General features: G+C 41.8%; 21 protein-coding genes. 10 read left to right on the top strand and 11 right to left on the bottom strand.

Annotated elements, in window-relative coordinates; all coding sequences use genetic code 11:
• Positions 1-23: 23 nt before the first annotated feature.
• Entirely contained in the window at positions 24-1,277 is a 1,254-nt protein-coding gene (locus DZ860_RS09135) for a sensor histidine kinase (protein WP_120030627.1), read from the bottom strand.
• 72 nt (positions 1,278-1,349) lie between these two features.
• Positions 1,350-2,048, bottom strand: a complete 699-nt coding sequence (locus DZ860_RS09130) for a response regulator transcription factor (RefSeq protein ID WP_120030626.1) — start codon at positions 2,046-2,048, stop codon at positions 1,350-1,352.
• A gap of 285 nt (positions 2,049-2,333) precedes the next feature.
• On the opposite strand from DZ860_RS09130, the gene DZ860_RS09125 reads away from it, so the two are divergent.
• Together DZ860_RS09125 and DZ860_RS09120 are read left to right on the top strand one after the other, a co-directional pair.
• Complete coding sequence (locus tag DZ860_RS09125; protein ID WP_120030625.1) at positions 2,334-3,131, top strand: efflux RND transporter periplasmic adaptor subunit; 798 nt, start codon at positions 2,334-2,336, stop codon at positions 3,129-3,131.
• Positions 3,131-6,136, top strand: a complete 3,006-nt coding sequence (locus DZ860_RS09120) for an efflux RND transporter permease subunit (protein WP_120030624.1) — start codon at positions 3,131-3,133, stop codon at positions 6,134-6,136. Before DZ860_RS09125 ends, DZ860_RS09120 begins: the two co-directional genes overlap by 1 nt.
• A gap of 213 nt (positions 6,137-6,349) precedes the next feature.
• Here DZ860_RS09120 and DZ860_RS09115 read toward each other — a convergent pair whose 3' ends face one another.
• Positions 6,350-7,192 carry a LysR family transcriptional regulator gene (locus DZ860_RS09115; protein WP_120030697.1) on the bottom strand — a complete coding sequence of 281 codons (843 nt, stop codon included), beginning with the start codon at positions 7,190-7,192 and terminating at the stop codon, positions 6,350-6,352.
• A gap of 128 nt (positions 7,193-7,320) precedes the next feature.
• Here DZ860_RS09115 and DZ860_RS09110 point away from each other — a divergent pair, with 128 nt between their 5' ends.
• Positions 7,321-7,968, top strand: a complete 648-nt coding sequence (locus DZ860_RS09110; RefSeq protein WP_120030623.1) for a glutathione S-transferase family protein — start codon at positions 7,321-7,323, stop codon at positions 7,966-7,968.
• Between the two features lie 323 nt (positions 7,969-8,291).
• On the opposite strand, the gene DZ860_RS24400 is transcribed toward DZ860_RS09110, so the two are convergent.
• A complete protein-coding gene (locus tag DZ860_RS24400; RefSeq protein ID WP_165862877.1) occupies positions 8,292-8,456 on the bottom strand; it encodes a hypothetical protein in 165 nt (54 codons plus the stop codon).
• A gap of 444 nt (positions 8,457-8,900) precedes the next feature.
• Here DZ860_RS24400 and DZ860_RS09105 point away from each other — a divergent pair, with 444 nt between their 5' ends.
• A complete protein-coding gene (locus DZ860_RS09105) occupies positions 8,901-9,812 on the top strand; it encodes a class I SAM-dependent methyltransferase (protein ID WP_120030622.1) in 912 nt (303 codons plus the stop codon).
• A gap of 18 nt (positions 9,813-9,830) precedes the next feature.
• Here the strand turns inward: DZ860_RS09105 and DZ860_RS09100 are convergent, their stop codons facing one another.
• On the bottom strand, positions 9,831-10,616 hold the full coding sequence (locus DZ860_RS09100) for an AraC family transcriptional regulator (protein WP_120030621.1): 786 nt from the start codon (positions 10,614-10,616) through the stop codon (positions 9,831-9,833).
• 99 nt (positions 10,617-10,715) lie between these two features.
• Between DZ860_RS09100 and DZ860_RS09095 the strand changes: the two genes are divergently transcribed.
• Positions 10,716-11,843 (top strand): multidrug effflux MFS transporter, encoded by a 1,128-nt coding sequence (locus tag DZ860_RS09095; protein ID WP_120030620.1) that lies wholly within the window; start codon positions 10,716-10,718, stop codon positions 11,841-11,843.
• A gap of 42 nt (positions 11,844-11,885) precedes the next feature.
• Here the strand turns inward: DZ860_RS09095 and DZ860_RS09090 are convergent, their stop codons facing one another.
• From DZ860_RS09090 to DZ860_RS09075, 4 genes are read right to left on the bottom strand one after another with little or no spacing between them, the layout of a single operon-like run.
• A complete protein-coding gene (locus DZ860_RS09090) occupies positions 11,886-12,980 on the bottom strand; it encodes an ABC transporter substrate-binding protein (protein WP_207890612.1) in 1,095 nt (364 codons plus the stop codon).
• A complete protein-coding gene (locus DZ860_RS09085) occupies positions 12,980-13,885 on the bottom strand; it encodes an ABC transporter permease (protein ID WP_341537391.1) in 906 nt (301 codons plus the stop codon). The genes DZ860_RS09090 and DZ860_RS09085 overlap by 1 nt, the downstream gene beginning before the upstream one ends.
• The gene (locus DZ860_RS09080; RefSeq protein ID WP_120030619.1) at positions 13,885-14,754 is read right to left on the bottom strand and encodes an ABC transporter permease; all 870 of its coding nucleotides are present in this window, start codon (positions 14,752-14,754) and stop codon (positions 13,885-13,887) included. The genes DZ860_RS09085 and DZ860_RS09080 overlap by 1 nt, the downstream gene beginning before the upstream one ends.
• Positions 14,754-15,830, bottom strand: coding sequence for an ABC transporter ATP-binding protein (locus DZ860_RS09075; RefSeq protein WP_120030618.1), 1,077 nt, complete (start codon positions 15,828-15,830; stop codon positions 14,754-14,756). The genes DZ860_RS09080 and DZ860_RS09075 overlap by 1 nt, the downstream gene beginning before the upstream one ends.
• Before the next feature lie 188 nt (positions 15,831-16,018).
• Between DZ860_RS09075 and DZ860_RS09070 the strand changes: the two genes are divergently transcribed.
• Positions 16,019-16,849: a glycerophosphodiester phosphodiesterase gene (locus DZ860_RS09070; RefSeq protein ID WP_120030617.1), complete on the top strand. Its 831-nt coding sequence runs from the start codon at positions 16,019-16,021 to the stop codon at positions 16,847-16,849.
• Entirely contained in the window at positions 16,849-17,907 is a 1,059-nt protein-coding gene (locus DZ860_RS09065; RefSeq protein WP_120030616.1) for an ROK family transcriptional regulator, read from the top strand. Before DZ860_RS09070 ends, DZ860_RS09065 begins: the two co-directional genes overlap by 1 nt.
• 188 nt (positions 17,908-18,095) lie before the next feature.
• Here DZ860_RS09065 and DZ860_RS09060 read toward each other — a convergent pair whose 3' ends face one another.
• Positions 18,096-19,709, bottom strand: a complete 1,614-nt coding sequence (locus DZ860_RS09060; RefSeq protein ID WP_120030615.1) for a methyl-accepting chemotaxis protein — start codon at positions 19,707-19,709, stop codon at positions 18,096-18,098.
• A 338-nt stretch (positions 19,710-20,047) separates the two neighbouring features.
• Here DZ860_RS09060 and DZ860_RS09055 point away from each other — a divergent pair, with 338 nt between their 5' ends.
• The gene (locus tag DZ860_RS09055) at positions 20,048-20,782 is read left to right on the top strand and encodes an RNA methyltransferase (protein ID WP_120030614.1); all 735 of its coding nucleotides are present in this window, start codon (positions 20,048-20,050) and stop codon (positions 20,780-20,782) included.
• Positions 20,783-20,894: 112 nt separating this feature from the next.
• Here the strand turns inward: DZ860_RS09055 and fdxA are convergent, their stop codons facing one another.
• On the bottom strand, positions 20,895-21,218 hold the full coding sequence (gene fdxA, locus DZ860_RS09050) for a ferredoxin FdxA (RefSeq protein WP_120030613.1): 324 nt from the start codon (positions 21,216-21,218) through the stop codon (positions 20,895-20,897).
• Between the two features lie 229 nt (positions 21,219-21,447).
• Here fdxA and DZ860_RS09045 point away from each other — a divergent pair, with 229 nt between their 5' ends.
• Together DZ860_RS09045 and DZ860_RS09040 are read left to right on the top strand one after the other, a co-directional pair.
• Complete coding sequence (locus DZ860_RS09045; protein WP_120030612.1) at positions 21,448-23,064, top strand: NAD(P)/FAD-dependent oxidoreductase; 1,617 nt, start codon at positions 21,448-21,450, stop codon at positions 23,062-23,064.
• A 335-nt stretch (positions 23,065-23,399) separates the two neighbouring features.
• The gene (locus DZ860_RS09040; protein WP_120030694.1) at positions 23,400-24,059 is read left to right on the top strand and encodes an NAD(P)H-dependent oxidoreductase; all 660 of its coding nucleotides are present in this window, start codon (positions 23,400-23,402) and stop codon (positions 24,057-24,059) included.
• Positions 24,060-24,076: the final 17 nt, after the last annotated feature.

Raw genomic sequence — 24,076 nt, 5'->3', positions numbered from 1 at the left:
TAAATTATCTGATGGGCTGTTATCTAAGCGGTGGGATTCTCTCGCACAAACAGCGCAACACAGCCAGATTGTACATGCTTAGCGGTTTGATCTGTTCGATTGTTGAGTGTCGAAGTCCAACCATAGCTTTTTCCAATTCGCTCAACGATGATAAGCCCGAGACCGTGCTCCGTTTTACTTTTACTTGTGATGCCGCAACCCGTGTCAGATACAGAGATAGTATCGGAACTGATTGTTACTGCAATTTCTCCTGATGGTGTAAAGCGAATTGCGTTTTCGATGTAGTTTTTCAGTACCATTTCGACTAACGTCAGTGGCATATTCACTTGTGTATTAGGGGCAACGTCTAAACTGAGTGTTACACCATCGGCAAGCATGGCTTGGTATTTTTCAAGATCAATAGAAGAAGCATCGATGGGCGTGAATGATCTCTCTGTTGAGGCATTTTCTTGTTTAACGATATTGAGCAGTGCTTCAACGGTATTTCTCATCCCTTTGACTGCAATTAAAATACGCTCACGTTGCTTTGCCTGAAAATCACTGTCTTGAGGTTTCATCGCTTGTAACTCTGCTGCACTCAGGATAATTGCGATAGGTGTTTTTAGTTCATGACTGGCGTACTTTGCAAACATTAACTCTTGTTTGGCTAAACGGTCTTTCATCGTTGAGTAGCTATTGAGATGGGCTGTAAGTTGAGCTAATTCATCGACGGAGTGTGGCGGAATATAAAATTGTTCTGATTGATGATTGCGTAGTTGGCTACTCAATTCTGTAATTGGTGACATGATTTGGTCGACCACGCGTTTAAGAGTGAAGCGCAATACCACAATTAAAAATATCATTAGCAACGTTGAGATCAACATCAACCCATCCCAACTGTCATCCCATAAATCCATATTGAATGAACTGATGGTGATGTAGGTTTGAATCAATTTCCCCTGATACTCAAAAGCAAAATGGTAGGCAACAATACCCGCATGAAGAAATTGATCATCACTGATACGAAATTCGTAGCGTAAGCGGTTAACGCTATCGACAGGAATGGGAGTTATTCTCTGTAGTTGGTCAGTAAAATCAGCCTCACCATAATAGACGGTGACGTGTTCTGATAGAGCTAGACTGGATTTTGGCGAAAGTTTGTAGAACTGTTCCGCAACCCCTTTGAATGATTTTAAGTGTTCTTCCATTTGTGCTTCTTCTTGCCAAACAAGTCGAATCGAGAACGCAAAAAAGACGAAAAATGAAGAAACCAATGCGACCAATGCAAAAGTGCGCATTGCACGGATTCTAACATCTTCAATGGAGTTTCCTAGCTTAGAGAAAAATATCATAATTGGAGTGACTCACGTCTAGGTTGATTGTTTATTGGGTAAAACCAATTGAAAACCATACTTAGGTACCGTTTTCAGCATCGAAAATTCAAAAGGTTTATCCAGTATATTTCGGAGCAGATAGATATGACTGCGTAAAACGTCTTTGTCAGGGATTTCATCGCCCCAAAGTAAATAAATCATGCTATCTCGCGAGACGATTTCACCTTGTGCTTTGACTAGCGCTTGGAGAATCTGAAACAAAATCGGAGAGAGATTGAGTGCTTCTCCATCTCTTGTCGCGGTGTGGGCTTTCTCATCAATGACAATGTGGCCATACTGGAGCGTTTTTTTTGCGACTAACCCTTTGTTTCTTTTAACTAAAGCATTCAAACGAGCTTCTAGTTCCAGAAATTGAAAAGGTTTAGTGACGAAATCATCTGCGCCAGAGTCAAAACTGTTGAGTAAGTCTTGCTGACCATTTAGAGCAGTTAACATCAAAATCGGTGTAGAAATACCATTTTGACGAAGCTTTTCTGCCACTTGAATGCCATCTAGTTTGGGTAGCATGACATCTAGGATGATGACATCGAATTCGTGTTGGCTAGCGAGTTTAAACCCTTGCTCTCCATCGATTGCAAAGTCGGCAATCGCTTCTTTTATTTCAAGAAAATCAGCAATCGTACCTTGCAACTCAATGTTGTCTTCTACCACTAAAATTCGGCTTTGTTTCAGCATTTTTGGCTCCAAATGCCCCCATGTTTATTGAAGTTGTCTTACTCCAAGCGCGGTTTACGCCAAGTAGCTTTTTACTCCAAGTGATAAGGATGCCGTTACATCGATACAGAGGCATCTGACTAAAGTGTAATGATATTTTTGTCGAATTTTCGTCGAAATGCACGGTGTATTCTATTTGTTCTAATTAAGCTGAGGGAAGTCGACCATCTGATTTGTGGTAGGGCTTCGACTTTAATTCGACAAATCGTTCTCCACAATATAGTCATCTAAATGTGGAGTACAACAATGAATAAGACAATTATCGCGCTTGCTGGCCTGTTAACTGTCACTACAGCTCAAGCAACAGACCTTATCGGGCATGTGCAAGGATTGAATAGGCACAGTGTCGTCGCTCAAGTAAATGGCGTTATCGAAATTGCCAACTTAGAGGTGGGTGATCGAGTGCAACAAGCTCAGACCCTTGCACAGATTAAGTCTAACGACTTTCAGTTTAGTGTTGATAAAGCCAAAGCCAATGTGGCGCTGGCAGAGGCGGACCTAACACTACGTAAAGCGACTTATCAGCGCTATCTTGCATTAAGTCAAAAGAACAGTTTGTCGGTGGGGGAGCTCGATAGTGCAAGAGCTGCCTTTTTAAGTGCTAAAGCATCAGTCGATATTGCGAAAATTGAATATCAGCAGTGTTTACAAGATTTGGCTGATACGCAAGTGTTAGCGCAACTATCAGGCTACATCACCAATAAGCCGACACAAATTGGTGCTTGGGTCAATGAAGGCGAACTGCTTTACGAAATCACTAATATCGACAAGGTAACCTTGTCTTTTATGGCGAGTGAGTACGATCTCGATGATTTTTCAGTGCAGCAACCAGTAGTTGTGTGGTCAGAAAGCAACCCTGATTTAAAGCTGGCCGCTCAAGTTCAACGTATTGGTGTTGAGATGCACAGTCAAACTCAGACCTATCCAATATTGGTGGAAATTGAAAATCATGGCGCTTTGTTTAAACCGGGGATGTCAGTTTATGTATCGACAGATACCTCGTTGCTTAAATCAGACAAACTGAAGATGAGTGAGGCTAAATAATGCGTTTTTTAGCTTACTTTGCTAACCGTCAGTTCCTCGCGCGAGTGATCACTGTCATGGTACTATTTACTGGTGCCATGTCGTTAACACAGCTTAAGTTGCAAGAGTATCCTGAAGTCACGATGGATACTGCCACCATCGAAACTTCATATCCTGGAGCGACCGCGCAAGATATCGAACTGAACATTACTAACCCGTTAGAAAAAGAATTACGTTCAGTTGATGGTATTGCTTATTTTGCTTCGCAATCTTCTGAAGGTCGTTCATTGATTGAAGTGGAATATTTGCCGGGTGAAGACGCAACAGTTGTACTTCGTGATATCCAACAAGCTGTCGACCGTGTAGGGAATTTGCCGAAAGACATTGATGCGCCACCAGTGGTGACTCAAGAAAAAACCTCGCTGCTTGATGTTTACCGTTTTGGCGTCAGTTTATCAGACAGCAATTTTGATGAGTCTTCATTGCAGAATTATGCTTATCAGTTGGAAAAGAAAATCAATAGCTTGGGTGGCGTAGGAACCATTACTTTAGCTGGTTTTAATGAACGTGAGTTTTGGGTAAAGGTAGATCCGCAAAAAGCACGTCGTTATCAAGTCACGTTTGCCGATGTGAGCAAAGCGATAGAGCAACATAATTTGTCTCAATCGGGCGGTGTTGTAGAGTCTTGGAGCCAAGAGCAAAAAATTGTCACGATGACCAAAGTAACGTCAAGCGAGGATATTGCCAGTATTGTAATTAAGGCACTTGACTCTGGTCAGGTCATACGTGTTTCTGATGTGGCTGAAGTGGTTGACACGTTCGCTCGCGCGACGGAAATGCCAGTCATAAATGGTAAACCAGCAATTACGTTCTCAATTTCAAGCAGTGCTGATGTCGTAGCGACTATCGCCAATATTCAAGCGTTACTCGACCAAGAAGCGGCACGAGTGGGTGATCAGTTTGTTTTTGCGACTGGGCTCGATCTTGGTCAAGATATGAGTGACAAGTTCTCAATTGTGGCAACAAATGGTGCCATTGGTCTGGTGCTGGTATTGCTAGTATTAAGCTTGATATTGCAACGTAGAGTGGCTTTTTGGGTATCTGTCTCCATTCCATTTTGCGTGTTCGGCGTGATGATCATTTTGCCCATTTTTGGCTTAAATCTCGACAGTATTACGTTAGCGGCTTTATTGCTGGTCATTGGTATTATTGTTGATGACTCAGTAATCATCGCAGAGAGTATATTTCAAGAGAAAGAAGCTGGAAAAAAAGGCGTTGAAGCTGCAGTTTCAGGGACGCTAAAAGTGATTAAACCACTGATTGCCAGTTTGGTGACGACAGCACTTGTCTTTATCCCAATGTTATTTATTCCGGGCACGATGGGGAAAGTGGTGGCGGTTATTCCGGTGACGGTCATCGCGGCACTGCTGTTCTCATTTATTGAATGTACGCTAACGCTGCCTGCCCACCTCTCTACCGCAAAAGAATTAGAGCAGAAAAAAGAGCAAGAAGATAAGTTTCAATGGTTATCTAAGCGCTATGCTTTACTGCTTGAGCGTTGTTTAAGATATAGAAAGACGGTGATTTCTATCGCGATAGCGGTGTGTGTTGGGTCTGGTCTATTTGTTTATCAGTTGAAGTTGGATATTTTTCCAACCGAAGCAGGCAAATACATTGATGTGTATACCGAAGTTAAAGCGGGTACACCACTAAATAAGGTGCGTGAAGCTCACCGTAAGATAGAACAAGCAATCGCATCATTGCCGGAGTCAGAACTGGTCAGTTATCAGATGGAGTATGGCTCTCCCGTTTCTGGTGGGATTTTGACCTTAACAAATTACGATCAGCGCGAACGTTCTGCGGAGCAAATCATCGCATCACTGAACCAGAACATAGGTGAATGGTCAGAAGATATTTTCATCAAGTTTTCTATTGATGCTGGTGGTCCACCTCCCGGAGAACCGGTTGAAATTAGAGTACTCGGTGGTACTGAAGCTGAGCGCAACCACGCGGTTGAATCAGTAATATCGTGGCTAGATGATTATCCAGGAGTGATTAACGTTAATCACAGTGAATCTCTGAAAGATCCGCAGTTGAATGTTGTTCCGCAATATCATTGGTTAGCAAAATACAATCTTACCGTTGCTGATTTATCCGATGCCTTGCGCACCAGTTTTGATGGTACCAGCGTGACATCAACGTGGTTGGGCGATCAAGAAGTTGATATTCGTGTGGTTTTAGACGAGCAGTATCGTGATATCGATAGACTCAGCAGTACCAAAATATACACAGCTGATGGTCAACAGGTACCATTAAGCCGAGTTGCGACAATCGAACAGATAGAGATTCCACGTCTGATTAAGCACTACAATGGCGAACGAGAGGTGACCGTTTCGGCTTCTCTATCTGATGACAGCATCAGCCCTGTCGCGCTTTCTAATGAGTTGCTTCGCGATTTAGCTGGACACTATTCCTCTTCTGTCACTATTGATGTGGGTGGTGAAGCAGAAAGCACTAATGAGACGATGAGCGGTTTTATGGTGGTGTTTCCAGCAGCGATGATTGCCATCTATTTTGTCTTAGCGGTGATGTTCAACTCGCTAGTGCAGCCGCTACTGGTGATGGTGGTGATTCCGTTTGCTGTTATGGCTTCATTGATGGCTTTAGTGATTCACATGCAGCCTTTGTCTTTATTTGGTTTGATCGGTGTCCTTGGAATGACAGGAGTGGTCGTCAACAACTCGTTAGTGTTAATTAATCGAATTAACGAGCTGAGAAGCATGGGCGTGCATATTTATGCTGCGATAACCGAAGCGGCTGTGAGTCGACTACGTCCAATTGTGATGACATCAATCACCACCGTAGTGGGTTTATTACCTTTGGCTTATGGTTTAGGAGGAACTGATGTATTTATGGGACCAATGTCATTAACACTTGGCTATGGTTTACTGTTCTCATTGCCTGTAGTGTCATTGGTTGTTCCAGCGCTCTATGCGTTATGTTTTTCCAGAACAAATGTTGATTGATATGTTGATTAGCCCGCCAACTTGGCGGGCTTCTTAATATTGTAAACAGCGTTATATTTACTGACGGATCTCTTGCTGAAATTATTTACAGAAATACAATGTAAGCTTACTGCTATTAAGCCGATGTCGAGATTTAAATGATTTAGGATTTAAAAGGACAGACACAATAAAGTAAGTATGAATTACAGCGATGGGTGAGTTGATGATTGTAAATCAAATACTCTGAACTGGCATTCCATCAAGTAACTGCGCTAAACATTCCTTATCTAGTACTGGATGAGACTTAATGCTGTTAATCAGGACGATATCTACAGCGGGTAGTGAGGGCATGTTATCTAGAATCTTAAGATCGTCACTCACACTCAATCTGCCCATTGCACCAATGGCCATCCCAGAACGAACAATGGCGCGTTGCGCGGATGCGGTATTACAACATGCCAGTAATTGATAAGAGGTTCCTCGCTTAGTCAAACCATCAATGGCGGCTGCGTGGTATTTACAGTCGGCTTGAAACAAAGCGATAGGTAAAGGTTGGTACTCATCTACTTTAAAATCTGGATGGCTGATCCATACACCTTTGTCATTGGCAAGCCAATAACCCTCTTCACTGTCAGGGGCGCGAGTAACGATGGCAACATCGAGCGTTCCATCATCAATTTTTTCCCGCAAGCTAATGCTGGGTTCACTAAATATCTGGATGGAGCATGTTGGCTCGGCTTGCTGTAATACCCGAATGACGTTAGGTAAGATATTGTCGTTGTAATCTTCTGGGCAACCCAAACGCAAAGGGCGTTTATCTTCGTATCTTTTGACTTGTTTGAGAGCGTGGTTATGTAAGCTGATGAGCTGTTCGGCATGAGAACGCAGTGCCAATCCTGCTTCACTCAATATCAGGTTACGGCCATCTTTTTCAAATAAGTTGACGCTAAGTTCATCTTCTAATTTGCGCATTTGTGCGCTAAACGCGGATTGGGTTCGGTTGATCTGCTTAGCGGCACGAGTAAAGCTGCCTGTTTCTACAAAGGCGAGAAAGCTGCGTAGTGCGTCGATATCCATATCGAAAGTCCATCCATCGTTTTTGTTGAAGTATCCCATCAAAACTATCCGTTATTCCGGAAGAACACAATCAGATATGGTGCTTTTAAACCTTAGGCAATCAAAGCACTAACTGCATGGAGGCTTCAATGCAACTATTTATCGGCAATCAAAACTACTCAAGCTGGTCACTTCGCGCGTGGCTGATTTTCTCTCAATACAACTTGGATGTTGAGGTGGTTAAGCTAAAGCTATTTACTGAAGACTTCTATCAAACTTTAGAGGGGATAACGCCAACAGCTAAAGTTCCAATCTTGGTCGATGATGGCATCACAGTCTGGGATTCGTTTGCTATTTTGGAATACGTGAACGAACGATACCTACAAGGGAATGCGTGGCCAAGTGATGTTTTGGACAGAGCGAAAGCTCGTGCTATCTCTGCTGAAATGCACTCTGGTTTCTTTGAGCTAAGAAATGAGTTACCAATGAATATTCGTGCTCGCAGAAACGTTGATTTAGGTGACGGTGCTTTGAAGGATATTGCACGAATCGATGCTATTTGGGCGGAGCAAGCAGAGTTGTATCCAGATGGTTGGCTGTTTGGTGAATGGTCAATTGCTGATGCGATGTACGCACCTGTCGCGCTGCGTTTTCTAACTTATGGGATTGAATTGTCTGAGGGGGCTAAAGCGTATCAAAAAAAGGTATTGGCGAGTGACTCACTGCAGCAATGGTTGAAAGATGCGAGTTTTGAAAAGGATATTGTTGAAGAAGACGAGGCGGGCGAAGCCGTTTAAAGATTTGGTTTTAAACGTTCATTTAAACTAAAGATTTAAAAGGACAGGCACAATAAGGGCTTGAGGATGATTTAAAAGGACAGGCATAATAAAGGCTTTACATGCAGCAACCACTAGCTCTCTTGGGGTGAATTTAATATTCATACTGATTTTGTTTTCTTGGAGTATCTGACGAGAGTTCGTAGGTAACTAAATCTAGATGGGGTGGTTGATATAAAGCTGTAGCAAAGAAGAGTTGTGTTTAGATAATTTAATTAGGTTTAGGCGATACTCTGCAAATAATATGCAGTGAGTATCGCTTTTTCAATTCCGTGAAAGGCTGGTTACAGAACCCAAGAAAAGGCTAGTAACAAAGCTACTGCTGAAGTTGATACAAACAACACTGCAATCGTTGCAAGTTCAGCAAATGTAGAGGTTTCTGCTGGTGCAGAGTTGTCTACTTTAGTAGTTTCTTCAGTGTCCAATATTAATAGTAGTGCTGAGTTCATAATCTCGACCTTATTGTAATAATGCTTCAGAAGTTGGGGGGATTTTACTAAATGTGTGAGATACGTCAAATGAATTTGGTAATTTAATTACAATATTTTTTAATGAGGTGTCATTAGTATTTCTAATTAATAAATAGGTCGTGAATATAAAGCGATATTGATAGTGATGAGTAATTTATAAATTAAATTCAAATTGAAAGTATTTTGTATAATTGTCGGAATTAGATATCTTGTGATATTAATTTTTTAGATGGCTTGAATAGTCATTTAAATAAAAGTGCAGATTTAGCTGTATTCTCAAAGAACGGAGTCCCTCTGAATACCTAGTGCTCGATGGTTCAAAAAATGGGTTCAAGATAAAATGTGTTATGGTCACTCAGCGACTATGTCAGCTTATATGTTTTAAGCTGTAAATCGGCATTAATCAGTAAAATAAGGATAGTGATGAGCCATTTAATTTTTCGTAAGGACGGAACAGCACAAGGTGTTGCCAAACAACGTTTGATAGAAACGTTAGCGACACCAGATAAACGCATTATCAATGATCCTTATGCAGAACGGTTTGTGGCGGGTGCTGGTTTGATAAAAATCCTGGGGCATAGGTCTAGCGTTTGGATCACAAAAAAATTTGCTCCTGGTTTTCATGAGCATCTTATTTCGCGTACTCGTTTTATTGATGACTTGATCGAAGAAAGTGCGGCAAATAATACAGAACAATACGTTATTCTTGGGGCTGGGTATGACTTGCGCGCTCATCGATTAAGTCTTCCGCTTTCGATGAAAATCTTCGAAGTTGATCAACCAGAGGTTCAAGCCAGAAAACGCTCTAAGCTTCCACCAGAAATACCTAATTTAGGCAACGTGACGTACGTTGGTATGGACTTCAATCATCAGTCATTGACAGAACAATTGCTAAAAGCTGGTTTTGATCGAAATAAGTCGACGGTATTTACGCTTGAAGGGGTATCGCAATACATCACAAAAGAGGCACTATCGGCAACGATTCAAGAATTGGCGACATTGACGACAGAAACAAGCGCAACTTTTTTTATTTCTTATGTCGATCAATTATTAGTCGATGCGCCAGAAGCCTGTTTTGGTCTGGGGTATCCAAATCCAGTAAAAATGGCCAAAACAATAACCCGCCTCTCCGCTAAAGTTGGAGAACCGTGGATATCATTCTATACAGCTAAAGAAATTGATGTTCTTTTGTCTGAGAATGGTTTTTCGCTAACGGAAAATACATCGCTGGCGGAACTGAATTCGGTTTATTTCTCTCCAGTGGGGCGAACGCTTCCTGAAGAGCAAATATTTAAACTCGAACATTTTGTGGTGGCTAAATCATCGTTAACATAGCGTTTTTGATGGGTAAGCTTACTTAAATGGCTCATTGTTGGTTTTTATAAAACTTAAAGGTGTTTGCCCAGTGTGCTTTTTAAAGAAAGCAATAAAGGCACTGTCGGAAGAAAATGCCAGCCAATGACCGACATCACTCACTGGCATTGCTCTCGACAACAATTCAATCGCTTTCAATAATCTCCATTGCTGTCGCCATTCTTGATAAGACATACCGGTTTCAGCTTTGAATAATCGAGTCACCGTTTTGGTACTCGCTCCAATGGTATTGGCGATCGTGGTGATAGGTGGCACTAAGTAAGAGGTTTGCATAACTTGGTGACAAAATTTATTTAAGCGACGGTCGGTCGGTAGAGGAAGTTGAAATGAGTGACGCTTAGCCGCATAAAATTCCTCCCAAAAAAGCGCAGTTGTATTTGTCATTTCCTTTTCAGGTTTATCCCATGGCCATCGCGCCATTTTATCAATGAGTGCTTTGAGTAGCGCATCGACTTCAATCATCATGATGTTACTCGGGCATTCGAAAAGATCACAATCAAAATAAAGTGAGCGATAGGCGACGACGTTGGTCATCATCGCCCGATGAGGAGTGTGAGGAGGAATCCAAACTGCTTTCGTTGGTGGCAAAATACAGATGGCATTATTTAAGGTAAAACTCATGCACCCTTGAGGTGCATAAAGTAATTGGCCTTTCTTATGTTGGTGTGTTCCAGAATCGTGTTTACCGACATCCGCAGCGATCCCGACCACGCTGGTTGTTAGCGTGTCTGCATCGAATTGGGTTTCTTCGTTAATAATAGCCATTTGTCCGAATATTGATGTTTTTGGTTTTTATGTTGTTAATGGGTAAAGAGTAGGCCCATTTATACTGCACGCCAAGTTAATTCATTATGAGGACACAATATGAGTACGAAACCATCTTTATGGCTGATGGTTGTTATGCTGATGTTTCCACAAATAGTGGAAACCATCTACAGCCCGGCGTTAGGTTCTATTGCACATTCATTCGCCGTTACTTACACGCAAGCTGCTCAAACGCTGTCGGTTTACTTTTTTTCCTTTGCTATTGGCGTCGTGGTTTGGGGGGTATTAGCCGATAAGTGGGGTAGGCGATCAACCATGATGGTGGGGTTGTTTATTTATGGCTGTGCTGCGCTATTGGCAATGCAGACAGAAAGTTTCACTACGCTTATGGTTGCTCGTGCATTGAGCGCCTTTGGTATCGCCGTCGGTTCGGTTGTTACTCAGACGATGCTTCGTGATGTATTTAGCGGCGATGAGTTAGGGCAAGTTTTTAGCTTGATGGGAACTGGTATCGCTATTAGTCCGGTGATAGGAATGTGGTTGGGCGGTCAATTGACACAAGCTGGTGGATATCATTATGTTTTCGTCGCTTTGTTTGTAATGGCCGCGATTTTATTGATGTTAAACCTGTTTAAGCTCCCTGAAACTCAGAAAGAAAAACAGCCGTTACAGTTAGGTTGTTTAATGTCTCGGATGGTGAGAGATACACAGATTTGGCAATCAGCACTGTTGGTCGCGCTGTATAACATTGCACTGTTTGCTTACTACCAACTTGGTGCGTTTATTTTTGTCGAGCAGGGCTTTAGTGCTGAGCAATTTGGTTACAGCGGCATTGCGTTAGGTTTTGGTACATTACTGGGTAGCTACGCCAATAAGATTCTGCTTTCAAAAGGTATGACACAAGATTATCTACTTTGGATTGCCGCTACGTTATTAACACTCGGGGCTGGCGGTGTGTATATGATGCAGGCTTCTATCTGGTTTGTTGTACCTGTGATGTTTGTTGTCATGTCTTTTGGCATTGCGATCCCAAATGTGCTTAGTACTGCCTTGGCCGACTACAAACATTACGTGGGTAGTGCTGGCGCATTATTTGGTTTGATGTATTACTCATTGATTGCTGGGGGATTAGCATTGGCTGGTGCTGTTCAACATTTAGGCATGGCTCTGATTGCGTGCAGTTTGGCGGCGCTTTTGGTGACGGCTATTCGAACTTCTCAACGGTGATGCAAAGAGGCTTATTACTGCTAATAAGCCTCGTTTTTATGATTAACCGCCAAGTACAACTTTGTTGATGAATTGCTTTTTCAATTCTGTTGCGAGGTCTTTGTTAAAGTGAGGAACCTCAGTGGCTGTTGTCGCAGAATTATCTTTCACCATAATTACTGAGCCGAACTTATCATGCATACGTTGTTGAGTCTCAGGAGCAATTAGCCAGTTGGTAAATAGAATTGCCGCAGCTGGTTTTTGCGTGTTGGCTGCGATGGCAACAACGTTTCCGCCACTTGGCATACCAAATTCAGGAACATAAAATTTCACGTTTTTAGTAATAGCACCTGAACTTTGAAGTCCAAGTAAATGGTCTTCCCAAGCCGGAGCCAGTGCAATTTCACCATCGTTTAGTCGGTTGATACTGTCTGCACCAGAGGCGGATATAACCATATTTTCTTTATTCGAGTTAAACCAGTCCCACGCTTTTGACCATTGAGTTTTTACATTTTCGGTTGGTGCTGCTTTCGGATCGAATGGGTCTGAATTGATCGTAACCATACGCTCGATAAAGCCTGCTCCCGCGCCACCAGTGTTTGGGTCATTGTAGCCAAAACGTTTTGGATTGTTGTTAATGAAATCTTGTAATTGCTCAAATGTTTGAGGTATAGCTTTGTCATCAAGTATTAGAGAGTTATACGCTAGACCTGTTTTATTGCCCCAAAATCCAATGGCATAGCCGTCTAAGTCGATATTGCTTACTCGATGAACACTGGTTGCGTAGTTATCAATTTTATCGACTTTAGCGATGGCTTCTTGTCTCACAGCAAGACTTACTTGAGTCGGGCTTAAGGCAATCACGTCCATACGCCCTTTTCCACGCTTTTGCTCAGCTAACAGTTTATTAAACGTACCATCGAGAGATCCCTCTGGAATGCGCACTTTTACATCATATTTTTGTTCAAACTCTCTAACGAACTCGCGCCATTTTGGTTGGAGGTACCACACTGAGAAAATAACAGAACCTTCCTCTTGGGCTTGTTTGATCAATGCGTCATTGATACCACCTTGGTGTAGTTGTTCGTAAGATTGAGCGTTCACGACCATTGATGCTGACATTACAGCCAGGGTTAATAAGCTTTTTACTAGTTTCATTATGCTTTTCCATTCGATTGAGAGGCGTAATTACCTTTAAGAAGTTTTTCAATAATGATCATCAAAATTACGTTTGGTATGACTAGAATCATTGAGACTACGGCGGCATCTGGACGTACAAATGAATACCCTAAGAAAGAATATAAAATTGTAGGAACCGTGATGAAATCAGGAGAACCAAGTACAAATGAAATACTGAATTCTTCTAAGCTTTTTACTAAACAAAAAATAGTGGCGGCCAGTAAACTTGGTTTTAAGAACGGTAGAAAGGCATTACAAAATACTGTCCAGTAGTTACCACCTAGGTTACGTGTCGCATCAATCATGTCCTGTGGAACTGATTTAAAACCCGCTGCCATTATTCGGATTGAATAAGGTAATGTTAATACCGTATGGCCAATAACAATCCCCATGAACTGGTTTTCAATCCCTAGGTTCATAAGAGTTGCGCTGAAGAAAATTGCGATGACCATGCCTGGTATAACTAAAGGAATTAACGAAATCATTTCGCAAATCTTCTTTCCTTTAAACTCTAATCTACCTAGCGCGTAAGCGGTTGGAATTGAGAGTAAGATACTGGTAATAGCCACAACAGGAGCGATGCGGTAACTGTTCCAGATAGACTCTGCTAGGGAAGTATTCTCCCACATGTAAGACCATCGCCCAAAGGAGAGTACTTCTGGAAATAACTGTGGGTATGCCCATGGGTGATCAGGATCTACCAAAGACCACAAAACCGCCATAATGATGGGTATGCCAATCCAAATGAAATTCGCTACAAAGAAAAAGATTAGCGATATTTTGGTCACTTTCTTGCCGTTTGTTGTTTCCATTTTTGGCGCTTGTTCTTTATTGGTCTTAAAGAAGCGCTTAAAGGAATCTTTACGGGGCGCAAGAGTATTCATTACTTCACCTCTCCTTTTTTCTGTGTGAATGGTTTAATTGCTAGCGTAATAACAGTTGCTGCAATACCTGAGGTAAGCATGATGATTGCCGCGATAACACCTGAACTATTCCATTCCGCGTATTCCATGGCGGTGACTTGCATTAGTCGAGCAAGGGCATATGTGTTTCGTGGACCGGCAATTGAGTAGAATGCGAAATCACCGAGTGCGCCAATAAAGATTAGGATCATGGCCACTTGAACTGCGGGTAGCGTTAGCGGGACGATCACAGAGAAAAACTTGCGTACTTTGGATGCACCCAAATTACTTGCGGCATCTAACACATCCCCACGAATACCATTCATAGCTCCGGAAATTAGAATTAAAGCAAAAGGGATGTTTTTCCACATTTGAAGAATAATAACCCCCCAACCAAAGGAGTCATTTTGTAAGCGTAATGGTTGATCAATAACGCCGATAAACATTAGGAACTGATTAAACACGCCATGATACGAAATAATGTTTACATATAAGAAAGCTGCGACAAGGCCTGTTACAAACATTGGAATACGCATTACGGAAATGATCAGCTCTTTTCCTTGGATCTCATTACGTAACCATAAGCAAATAGGGTAAGCGACAATAATTGACAATATGGCGCCAAGAGTCGCGACCTTTACGGAGTAAAATAAAGCACTTTGCATTTGAGGGCTTTGTAGGTTTTCAGCCCAATATTGCAATGTAAAACCACTTTCTCCTGTCATGTTGTAGTAGCCAAATGACTGCATGATGATGGTGTAGACGGTTGATCCCATCAATAATAGAATCGTTCCAACCCCGCTGAGCATTAATAGCCATGCTAGGCCATTCTCTTTTAATAGTTTCGGCATTAGATTAATTCCAACGGCTTGATATGCTCTGGACGAACAAAGAAAGAGTATGTTTGACCCTCTTGCACATCTAGGTTTTTAGAGAGTTGTAGGCGTAATTCTTTATCGCAGCCAGCAGTCATGCCATATGCTTCTACTAGGTTGCCAATAAATGAAATTTTAGTGATTGAAATATCGAGAGTGTTAGCGGTTACTCCATCAGTATTCAATTTAATATCTTCAGGTCGGAAGCAGAAATAACGGTATTCAGATGGTTCTGCTTGGACAGGATATTCAGATGAGTAGTGGAACTCACCAACATCAGAACGAATAACGCCAGATTGGCCGTCGACAGTTTGTATCGTGCCTTTAAGTATATTTGCTGCACCAATGAAATCCGCGACGAATGAATTTGCTGGGTTATTATAAATTTCTTTTGGTGGCCCCATTTGTTCTACGTTGCCTTTATTTAGCACAACTATTTTATCGGATAGCGATAAAGCTTCTGCTTGATCATGTGTGACGTAGATAGAAGTCAGTTTGTATTTACGTTGTAGCTCTTTTAGCTCCATACGAACACTATCTCGTAATTTTGCGTCGAGATTTGACAGTGGTTCATCAAATAAGATTACGTCTGGAAGAGTGATAACTGCACGTGCAAGAGCGACTCGCTGTTGCTGCCCCCCTGATAATTGAGCAGGCATTTTAAGCTTATGCTCCTCAAGCCCCACCTGTTTTAGTGCTTCGCTTAGTTTTGAAATTTGTTGATCAAGTGGCACTTTCTTTTGCACTAGGCCAAAGCAAATATTATGCGACACATTCATGTGTGGAAAGAGTGCATAAGATTGGAAACACATAGCGGTATTACGGTGCTCGGGCGGCATGTCATTGACGACCTGACCATTAATCAGTACATCACCGCTATCTTGATTGTGAAATCCCGCAATGATTTTTAAAAGGGTCGTTTTGCCGCAGCCTGATGGACCTAAAAGTGTGACGAATTCGCCTTCTTTTACATTAAGAGAGATTTCATTGGCGGCACAATAGCCGTTATCAAAGTACTTCGAAATCTTGTTAAGGGTCAATCTATCAGTCATTTCGCTTATCCGTATTTATGTGATGTCCTATTAGATTATCAATAAACACTTAATTCATTTGTGATAATTGTCATATTTTTAACTACTCATTATTTATCAATATCTTATGTAAATATCGCTAATAATCTTGATTGATTAAGTTTTTTGTAATAATTTAATGGCAATGGTATTAACGAGACGATAGATAAATGAAATTTGAATTCCATAACGCAAAAAACGGGATTGTTTTAGCTAACACACACCGGGGTTATTGCGAGATTTACCCAGAAAATACGATGCCAGCTTTTGAGGGTGCACTACGAGCGAATACACATTGTATTGAGATTGATATCCAGCTTACCCATGACAATCAGTTGGTGGTCGTTCACGACCATGTGGTAGACCGAGTCTCAACGGGAACAGGTTTTGTTGACCGATTAACGTATGAAGAGTTGTTGGAGCTTGATTTTGGTATAAAATTTGGCGAAGAGTTTAAAGGGACTAAAATCCCACTTTTTTCAGATGTCTTAACTTGGGCAATTGCCAATGGCGTTGGCTTGATTGTTGAGGCAAAACAGCGAATCCGCCAAGAGGCGTTTATCGATTGTTTTGTTGATATTTTACGCACGATCCCTCATGCGGTTGATTTTATTCAATTGCTCTCTTTTGACCATGTGTTAATCAACCGAGTGAAAAAAATCATTCCAGAGTTGGCATTACAAGTGGTGACATTAGAGCGTTACAATAATCAGCTAGAATGTGTTTTAGGTTCGAATGCATCCTGTGTTTGTTTTGAGTATGAATTTGCGCATATTGATGATTTGCGTGCCTACAAGAAGCATGGTTTAGGTACTCGTATGTATTTACATGCGCATAGCAACAATAAAACGCCAACAGAAAATTATTACGATAAATTTGGAGTGGACGCAGAAGAAGAAATATTAAGCTGGATTCGTGAAGGTCTGATAGACATTATTAGCCATGATGATGCATCATATATGATTAGTCTAATCAACAAAGCCAATATGACAGCATACTAATGGATAACCAAAGCTACCTAACTAATGACCTAACGGCCAATCAAAGAAAAATTATTTCAGCGGTCTCAAAATATCGTGTCATTAGTAGGGCGCGAATTAGTGAATTAACTGGCTTAACACCGAGTGCCGTCACTCAGCTATCTAAATCGCTTATTAACCTTGGTTTATTACGAGAAGGTTCAAGACAAAAATGTGGAAGAGGTCAACCACCGATTCCTCTTGAAATTAACCCTGAGGGTGCATTTTCTTTGGGGGTAAGTATTGAGCCTAATTTCATTGCGATATCGATATCTAATTTATCGGGATTGATTGTCCACCATGAGAGTACACCGGTAGACAATCATCAAAGTCTTGATGAGATGATTGAACTGATTCAGACATTGGTGAGCACTGGAATTGTAAAAGCTAAGATCCCGAAAGCAAAAGTTCTGGGTATCGGCTTTTCATTGGCTGGCTATCGAGGTGCAAAACAGAATTGGGTTTGTGTACCCTCATTACAATGCCTAAATGATGTCGATTTAGTAAGCATATTAAATGACGCTTTTGACTATCCTGTTTATATCGAGAACAACGTAAACGCTTCAGTGATTGGTGAGTATTATTCGCATATTAAAAAGGATTTTTCGACCATCGTTTTTATCGATATTGGTTTTGGAATCGGTGCGGGTATTATTTATGATGGTGTTCTTTTCAAAGGTGGTTTTAATAATGCGGGTCAGGTTGGATTATCCTTTCCGTATGGCAAGGAACGTCCATCATACCTTGATTTTGTGAGCCGTAAGGAGTTATCACTTGAGCAATGGATTACTCGTAGTGCTGTGCAAATTGAACAGATATTGTCGAGCTGTATTCAGTGGATTGACCCTCAACTTATTATTTTAGGTGGCTCTCTTCCGAAAGACGTTGCTGATAAATTGATAGATATTCTATCACTTCGAATCGGTTCTCTAGTGCCAGTAGATGCTAATTCACCTAAATTGATATTGTCACCCAATGGTGAGCGTAGTTCGACTCTGGGGGCATCTATTATTCCTTTCTACAATGAGTTTTACTTGTAGTATTACAGTGGCATTGTACGTCTTTCTTTGAAAGAAAACTTGATAACAAAAAAGCAGGCTACCATTACGGATAAGCCTGCTTTTTTTGTTTCTACCATATCGATATTGTGCCGAGCTCTTTATTGCCCTGATCAACGAAATGCGATTGCGATTCGTTAATCAGCACAATGTATCCATCGTTTTTTCCGTTAGACTCGGAATCCAGCGACGATATTAGCCAGTTCAACGGCTTTATTATCAAGCTTGTAACAGGTTTGGTTCGTCACATTAATTTGCGCACTGTTCTCTTGGGCTGCAATGGCCAGTCCCTCAACTAATTGGCTGATGGACTCAGTTGCGGCATGTTGTTCATCGCTCGATGCTGCAATTTGCTCTGTGTGCATATTAATGGTACTCAGGGCAGAAAAAATCGAGTTGACTGAACTTAACGTCGTGGCGCTATTTTTATGTACGCCCTTGATGTTGTCAGTATTACTTTGAATCATGCTGACCGATAATAAGATTTCTTCTTGTAATTTCGATACCACGTTATCGATTTCAATTGTGCTCTTTTGAGTGCGGTAAGCCAGCGCACGAACTTCGTCGGCAACGACAGCAAAACCACGTCCCACCTCACCAGCGCGAGCTGCTTCTATTGCTGCGTTCAAGGCAAGTAAGTTTGTTTGATCGGAGATTGCTCGGATTTCTTCAACGATGGTAGAGATATCTTTCGCTTGGTGCTGAACGTGATTGAGCTGAAGCGTATTTTCAGCCAAGTTGGTTGCAAGTTTACCCATCTGTTGCTCGACTTCCGTCATCGTGGTCACGCATTGCTGGGTGTTGTCTTCCGCATATCGAGTCTGCTCTGAGGTAACCGTTGCTTTCGCTGCAACTTCGACAACAGTTGATAGAACCTGGGAAATGGCAACTGAAGCTTGATTAAGCTTTTCTGATTGGCTTGATGTATTACCAGAAATAACATCGGAAGACGTGGTCATTTGATTACACGACTGATTCAATTCTGTGGTCAGTCTTTGAATCTCATTCACCATATTTTTCAGCGCGCCACCCATTTCTAGTACGCCTTTATAGATACCCGTTTCGCCGCCTTTAAGATTAAAGTCGTCGGTTAGGTTACCGTGAGAGATGTTGTCTAGTTTAGATAAGATAACAGGTAGATCTTCACCCAGAGTATAGCGGTAGCGCTTGATAGCAATCACCATAATGACGCCAACAAACGCACAGCCAAGCAGAACAAAGGCCATGTTTTTAAACAAGATAGCGTAGAACTCTTGGTTGGTGACTCGGTCTTGCACACCACTACCTAAATACCAATGCCAGCCGTTACTTTCAACTGCAATGGACTGAATATCCGTGGTGATATCGCCATTGGTGCTTGACCAAGTGTAGTGTACGACTTGCCCTTGTTTACCATTGAGGCTTGATTTGATTGCGTCTGACGCTTGCTGACCAACAACGTCAGCGAAAGGTTGCCCGATGATCTGTGGATCAAGTGGTGCTGCAACAAAAATCATTTGGCCATTTGCGGCCCAAATGTACTCATCTTTTGCATATTTATATTCTTGCAGTACACGCATTGCATGCTGTTGAGCAACTTCACGACTCATTTCGCCTAAGCGCTCTTGATCTTCAAAATAATGAACAGTGGCGAGGGCGTTGGTAAGCAAATTTTGCAAACGACCCACATTGTTGTCTTGCATCGTATGTTTGACGCTGAGAGCCCCATAATAGGCAGCGCCACACATTACGGTGAGGAAGATCAAATAGACCTTAAGGCATCGAATAACGAGAGTTGATTTCATTCTTACTCCAGAACAAAAAAGCACAATAACGTGGAGATGTTGACGCCAGTCAATTGATCATCCTCCATAATATATACGTTCACATTTAAAACAGAGTCTATATACCCGATTACGGCTATATGAAACAAGTTATTCTAACGATATACGGTAAATTTGTGGATTTATTTTGATGAGCCCTAACCTTTTTGTTGTTCGTTTCTAACTTGATGAGAAATTCCGTTGGATTAGATTTTTAACTGATTGAATCTGGCTGATTGTTAGTATGAGAGGAGAGGGGAACCTAGCACCTTGAGGTCACTTGAGTATATAATCCCCCCGTTTTCATCTGGGACAAAAAAATGATTTCGAAAAACCAAATAAAATTGCTGCGTGCTTTGGGCCAAAAGAAACAGCGTAAAGCGCTCGGATTATTCCTCGTTCAGGGTGAAAAGAACGTATTAGAACTTGCAAGTAGTACACTGACGGTAAAACACGTTTTTGCTACAGCTGAATTTATTGAGCAAAACCAGCAAGCACTTAAAGACTTTGAGTGTATTGAAGCTTCCCTTGAGGATCTGACTAAAGCGAGTACGTTAGTGAGCAACAATGCCGCGATCGCTGTGGTTGAGATCCCTACATTTGAAGTGCCGAGTGCTCAAGGCATGATGATTGCGTTAGATGGCGTACAAGATCCCGGTAATCTTGGCACCATTATTCGCGTTGCAGATTGGTATGGCATTAAGCATATCGTTGCGAGTAGCGATTGTGCCGATCCATATAATCCAAAGACAATCAGTGCAACGATGGGTAGTTTTGGCCGCGTGCAAGTGCATCAATTGGACTTAGCTCATTACCTCGAGACATCAAACTTACCAGTTTATGGCGCATTTTTAGAGGGCGAGAGTGTGCATAAGACGGAATTTGCCGCGCAAGGTATTTTATTGATGGGGAGTGAGTCTCACGGTATCCGTCCTGAAGCTGCAAAATTTGTGACTGACAAAATTACGATTCCAGCTTTTGGTGGTGCAGAGTCTCTCAACGTTGCCATGGCAACGGGGATTATCTTAGATAATATGCGTCGCCAGCATAGTTAAGTTTTTGACATAGATACAAAAAAAGCGTAACGACTAATTCAGTCTTTACGCTTTTTTTATATCGAGCCGTTTATTTATCAGATCAAGCTTAGCGAGTCTAAAGTCGAACAGATTAACGCTCAAGCATATCTAATTTATCAGGCACACCATTCCATTTTTCTGCTTCATCCATGGCTGGCTTTACTTCCGTCTGGACAGGCCAAATTTCAGCAAGCTCTGCGTTTAATTCAATAAACACTTGTTGGTCGTCAGATAATTCATCTTCTTGGAAAATAGCTTGTGCTGCACATTCATCAACACATAAGCCACAATCGATACACTCGATTGGATTGATGACCATAAAGTTAGGACCTTCATGGAAGGCATCAGCAGGGCATACCGCGACACAGTCAGTGTATTTACATTGGATACAGTTATCCGTTACGACAAACGCCATGACAATCAACTCTTAAATTAGTCAAAAATGAAGAATGGGGATAATACTCATCCCAAGGCAAAATTCAACTCTCAGCAAGGTAATTACTCCGCCAAGCCTTGATTTAGTATGACAGACAAATCAATTTCTCGTAAAATACGCGCCATTGTGAGCGAGCGGCAGAGCCTAAACAAGGGGTTTACCGTTTGCTAAGACACCTAATGCAACATCAAAGTAACGAGACATCAATATGATACGTTTAACCGAAATTAAACTGCCTCTTAATCATGAGGAAGGCGCAATTCTAGACGCCATTGCTAAAAAACTTGGAATCGCTAAAGACCAAGTTCTTTCTTTTGATCTGTTTAAACGTGGCTACGATGCTCGTAAGAAAGCGAACATTCAACTGATTTACACTTTAGATGTTGAAGTTGCTAACCAAGCAGAAATGTTAGAAGCGTTTATTAGCGATCCACACGTTAAAGAAACGCCTGATATGGAATACAAGTTTGTTGCCAATGCGCCAGCAAACCAAACTGAACGTCCAGTTGTGATTGGTTTTGGTCCTTGTGGTCTTTTTGCTGGTCTTCTACTTGCTCAGATGGGTTTTAACCCAATCATTGTTGAGCGTGGTAAAGAGGTACGTGAGCGTACCAAAGATACATTTGGTTTCTGGCGTAAGCGTACACTAAACCCTGAATCAAACGTGCAGTTTGGTGAGGGTGGTGCGGGTACGTTCTCTGACGGTAAACTTTACAGCCAAATTAAAGATCCAAACTTCTACGGTCGCAAAGTGACCACTGAGTTTGTTGCAGCGGGCGCTCCAGAAGAAATCATGTACGTAAGTAAGCCGCATATTGGTACGTTTAAACTTGTTACCATGATTGAAAAAATGCGCGCGAAAATTATTGAGCTAGGCGGTGAGATTCGCTTTAGCACTCGCGTTGATGATATCCACATGGAAGATGGTCAAATCACTGGTGTGACGCTTTCAAATGGTGAAGAAATCAAGTCTCGCTTTGTGGTGCTTTCAGTCGGTCACTCAGCTCGTGATACTTTTGAAATGCTAAACGAGCGCGGTGTTTACATGGAAGCAAAACCATTCTCAGTGGGTTTCCGTATTGAACATAAGCAATCAATGATTGATGAAGCGCGTTTTGGTAAAAATGCAGGTCACCCAATCCTTGGCGCAGCTGACTACAAACTTGTTCATCACTGTAAAAATGGCCGCACAGTTTACAGCTTCTGTATGTGTCCTGGTGGTACTGTGGTTGCTGCAACTTCTGAAGAAGGTCGCGTAGTAACGAACGGCATGAGCCAATACTCTCGTGCAGAGCGTAATGCCAACAGTGCGATTGTAGTAGGTATTGACCCTGAGCGTGATTACCCAGGTGATGCACTCGCAGGTATCCGTTTGCAACGTGAACTGGAGTCTGGTGCTTACGTACTAGGTGGTGAGAACTATGACGCACCAGCACAAAAAATTGGCGACTTCCTAAAAGGTCGCGATCCAAGTGCTATCGGCGAAGTCGAGCCATCGTTTACTCCGGGTATCAAGCTAACAGATATTTCTAAAGCATTACCTGATTTTGCAATTGAAGCTATCCGTGAAGCGATCCCAGCATTTGATAAAAAGATCAAAGGCTTTGCTTCTGAAGATGGTCTGTTAACGGGCGTAGAAACTCGTACATCATCTCCAGTTTGTATCAAACGTGGTAAAGATTACCAAAGCGTTAACTTGAAAGGCTTCTACCCTGCGGGTGAGGGCGCTGGTTATGCTGGTGGTATCCTTTCTGCAGGTATTGATGGTATTAAAGTCGCAGAAGCGGTTGCGCTCGCGATGGTTGCTGACGCACAAAACGCTTAATAACTCGATAGTTGTATTCTCAAAGCCAGTTCATCGTGACTGGCTTTTTTATTATCTGTGATTCAAATTACTTCATAAGCGTGGCAGGGGTGAATCGCAATTATTAAAAAAAAATTGAAACTGATTTAGAAAATAGGTTGTTTTTCTTCTGTGAAAAATCGCTAATATAGCGCCATCAGTTGGTAGCCGAGTCTTAAGCTACCAGAGTAAATGGGAGTTTACATCGTATTCACGAGTACACTCCTTTATTGAAAAATTATTGAAGGTTAAAGTCTATAAGCAACCCGTTGACTTTATCCGGTGATAAATTGGAGAAAATCATGTCTCAACAAGTAATGTCCCATCAAATTATTCTTGATTTAAATAATCGCTACACAGCAAAAAAATACGATGCGAGTAAACGCATCTCTGCCCAAGATATGGATGTGATTAAAGAGGCACTACGTCTATCGGCGTCTTCAATTAACTCACAACCTTGGAAGTTCATCGTTATCGAAAGTGACCAAGCAAAACAACGCTTCCATGATACTTTCGCTAATAAGCATCAATTTAACCAACCTCATGCGAAAGAAGCATCGCATACCATTTTGTTCGCGTATAACCCAAATTATACCAAAGAGAACTATAAGCGAGTTGTTGATGCTGAAGTAACATCAGGCCATCTACCTGCAGATATGTATGACACCATGCTTAATGGCGCGTACGGTTTTGCGGAAGCAAACACTGATGAAACAGGCAACAACGCTAAGTGGACAAAAGCACAAACTTACCTAGCTCTAGGTAACACTTTACATGTTCTTGCTCGCTTAGGTATTGATTCAACCACAATGGAAGGGGTTGATCCTGAGTTGATTGGTGAAATCTTTAAAGATGAACTTGATGGTTATGTATGTGATGTGGCGCTTGCGATGGGTTACCACAAAGATGGTGGCGATTATAACCACGGTCTACCAAAAGCACGTTTAGCATTGGATGATGTGATTTCAGTGTTGTAATAAACGTTAGTGTTATT

Source organism: Vibrio sinensis, from assembly GCF_003605645.1.
Taxonomy (GTDB): Bacteria; Pseudomonadota; Gammaproteobacteria; order Enterobacterales; family Vibrionaceae; genus Vibrio; species Vibrio sinensis.
Note: the sequence above shows the minus strand (reverse complement) of the source record. Positions and strands in the feature narration are given on the sequence as shown.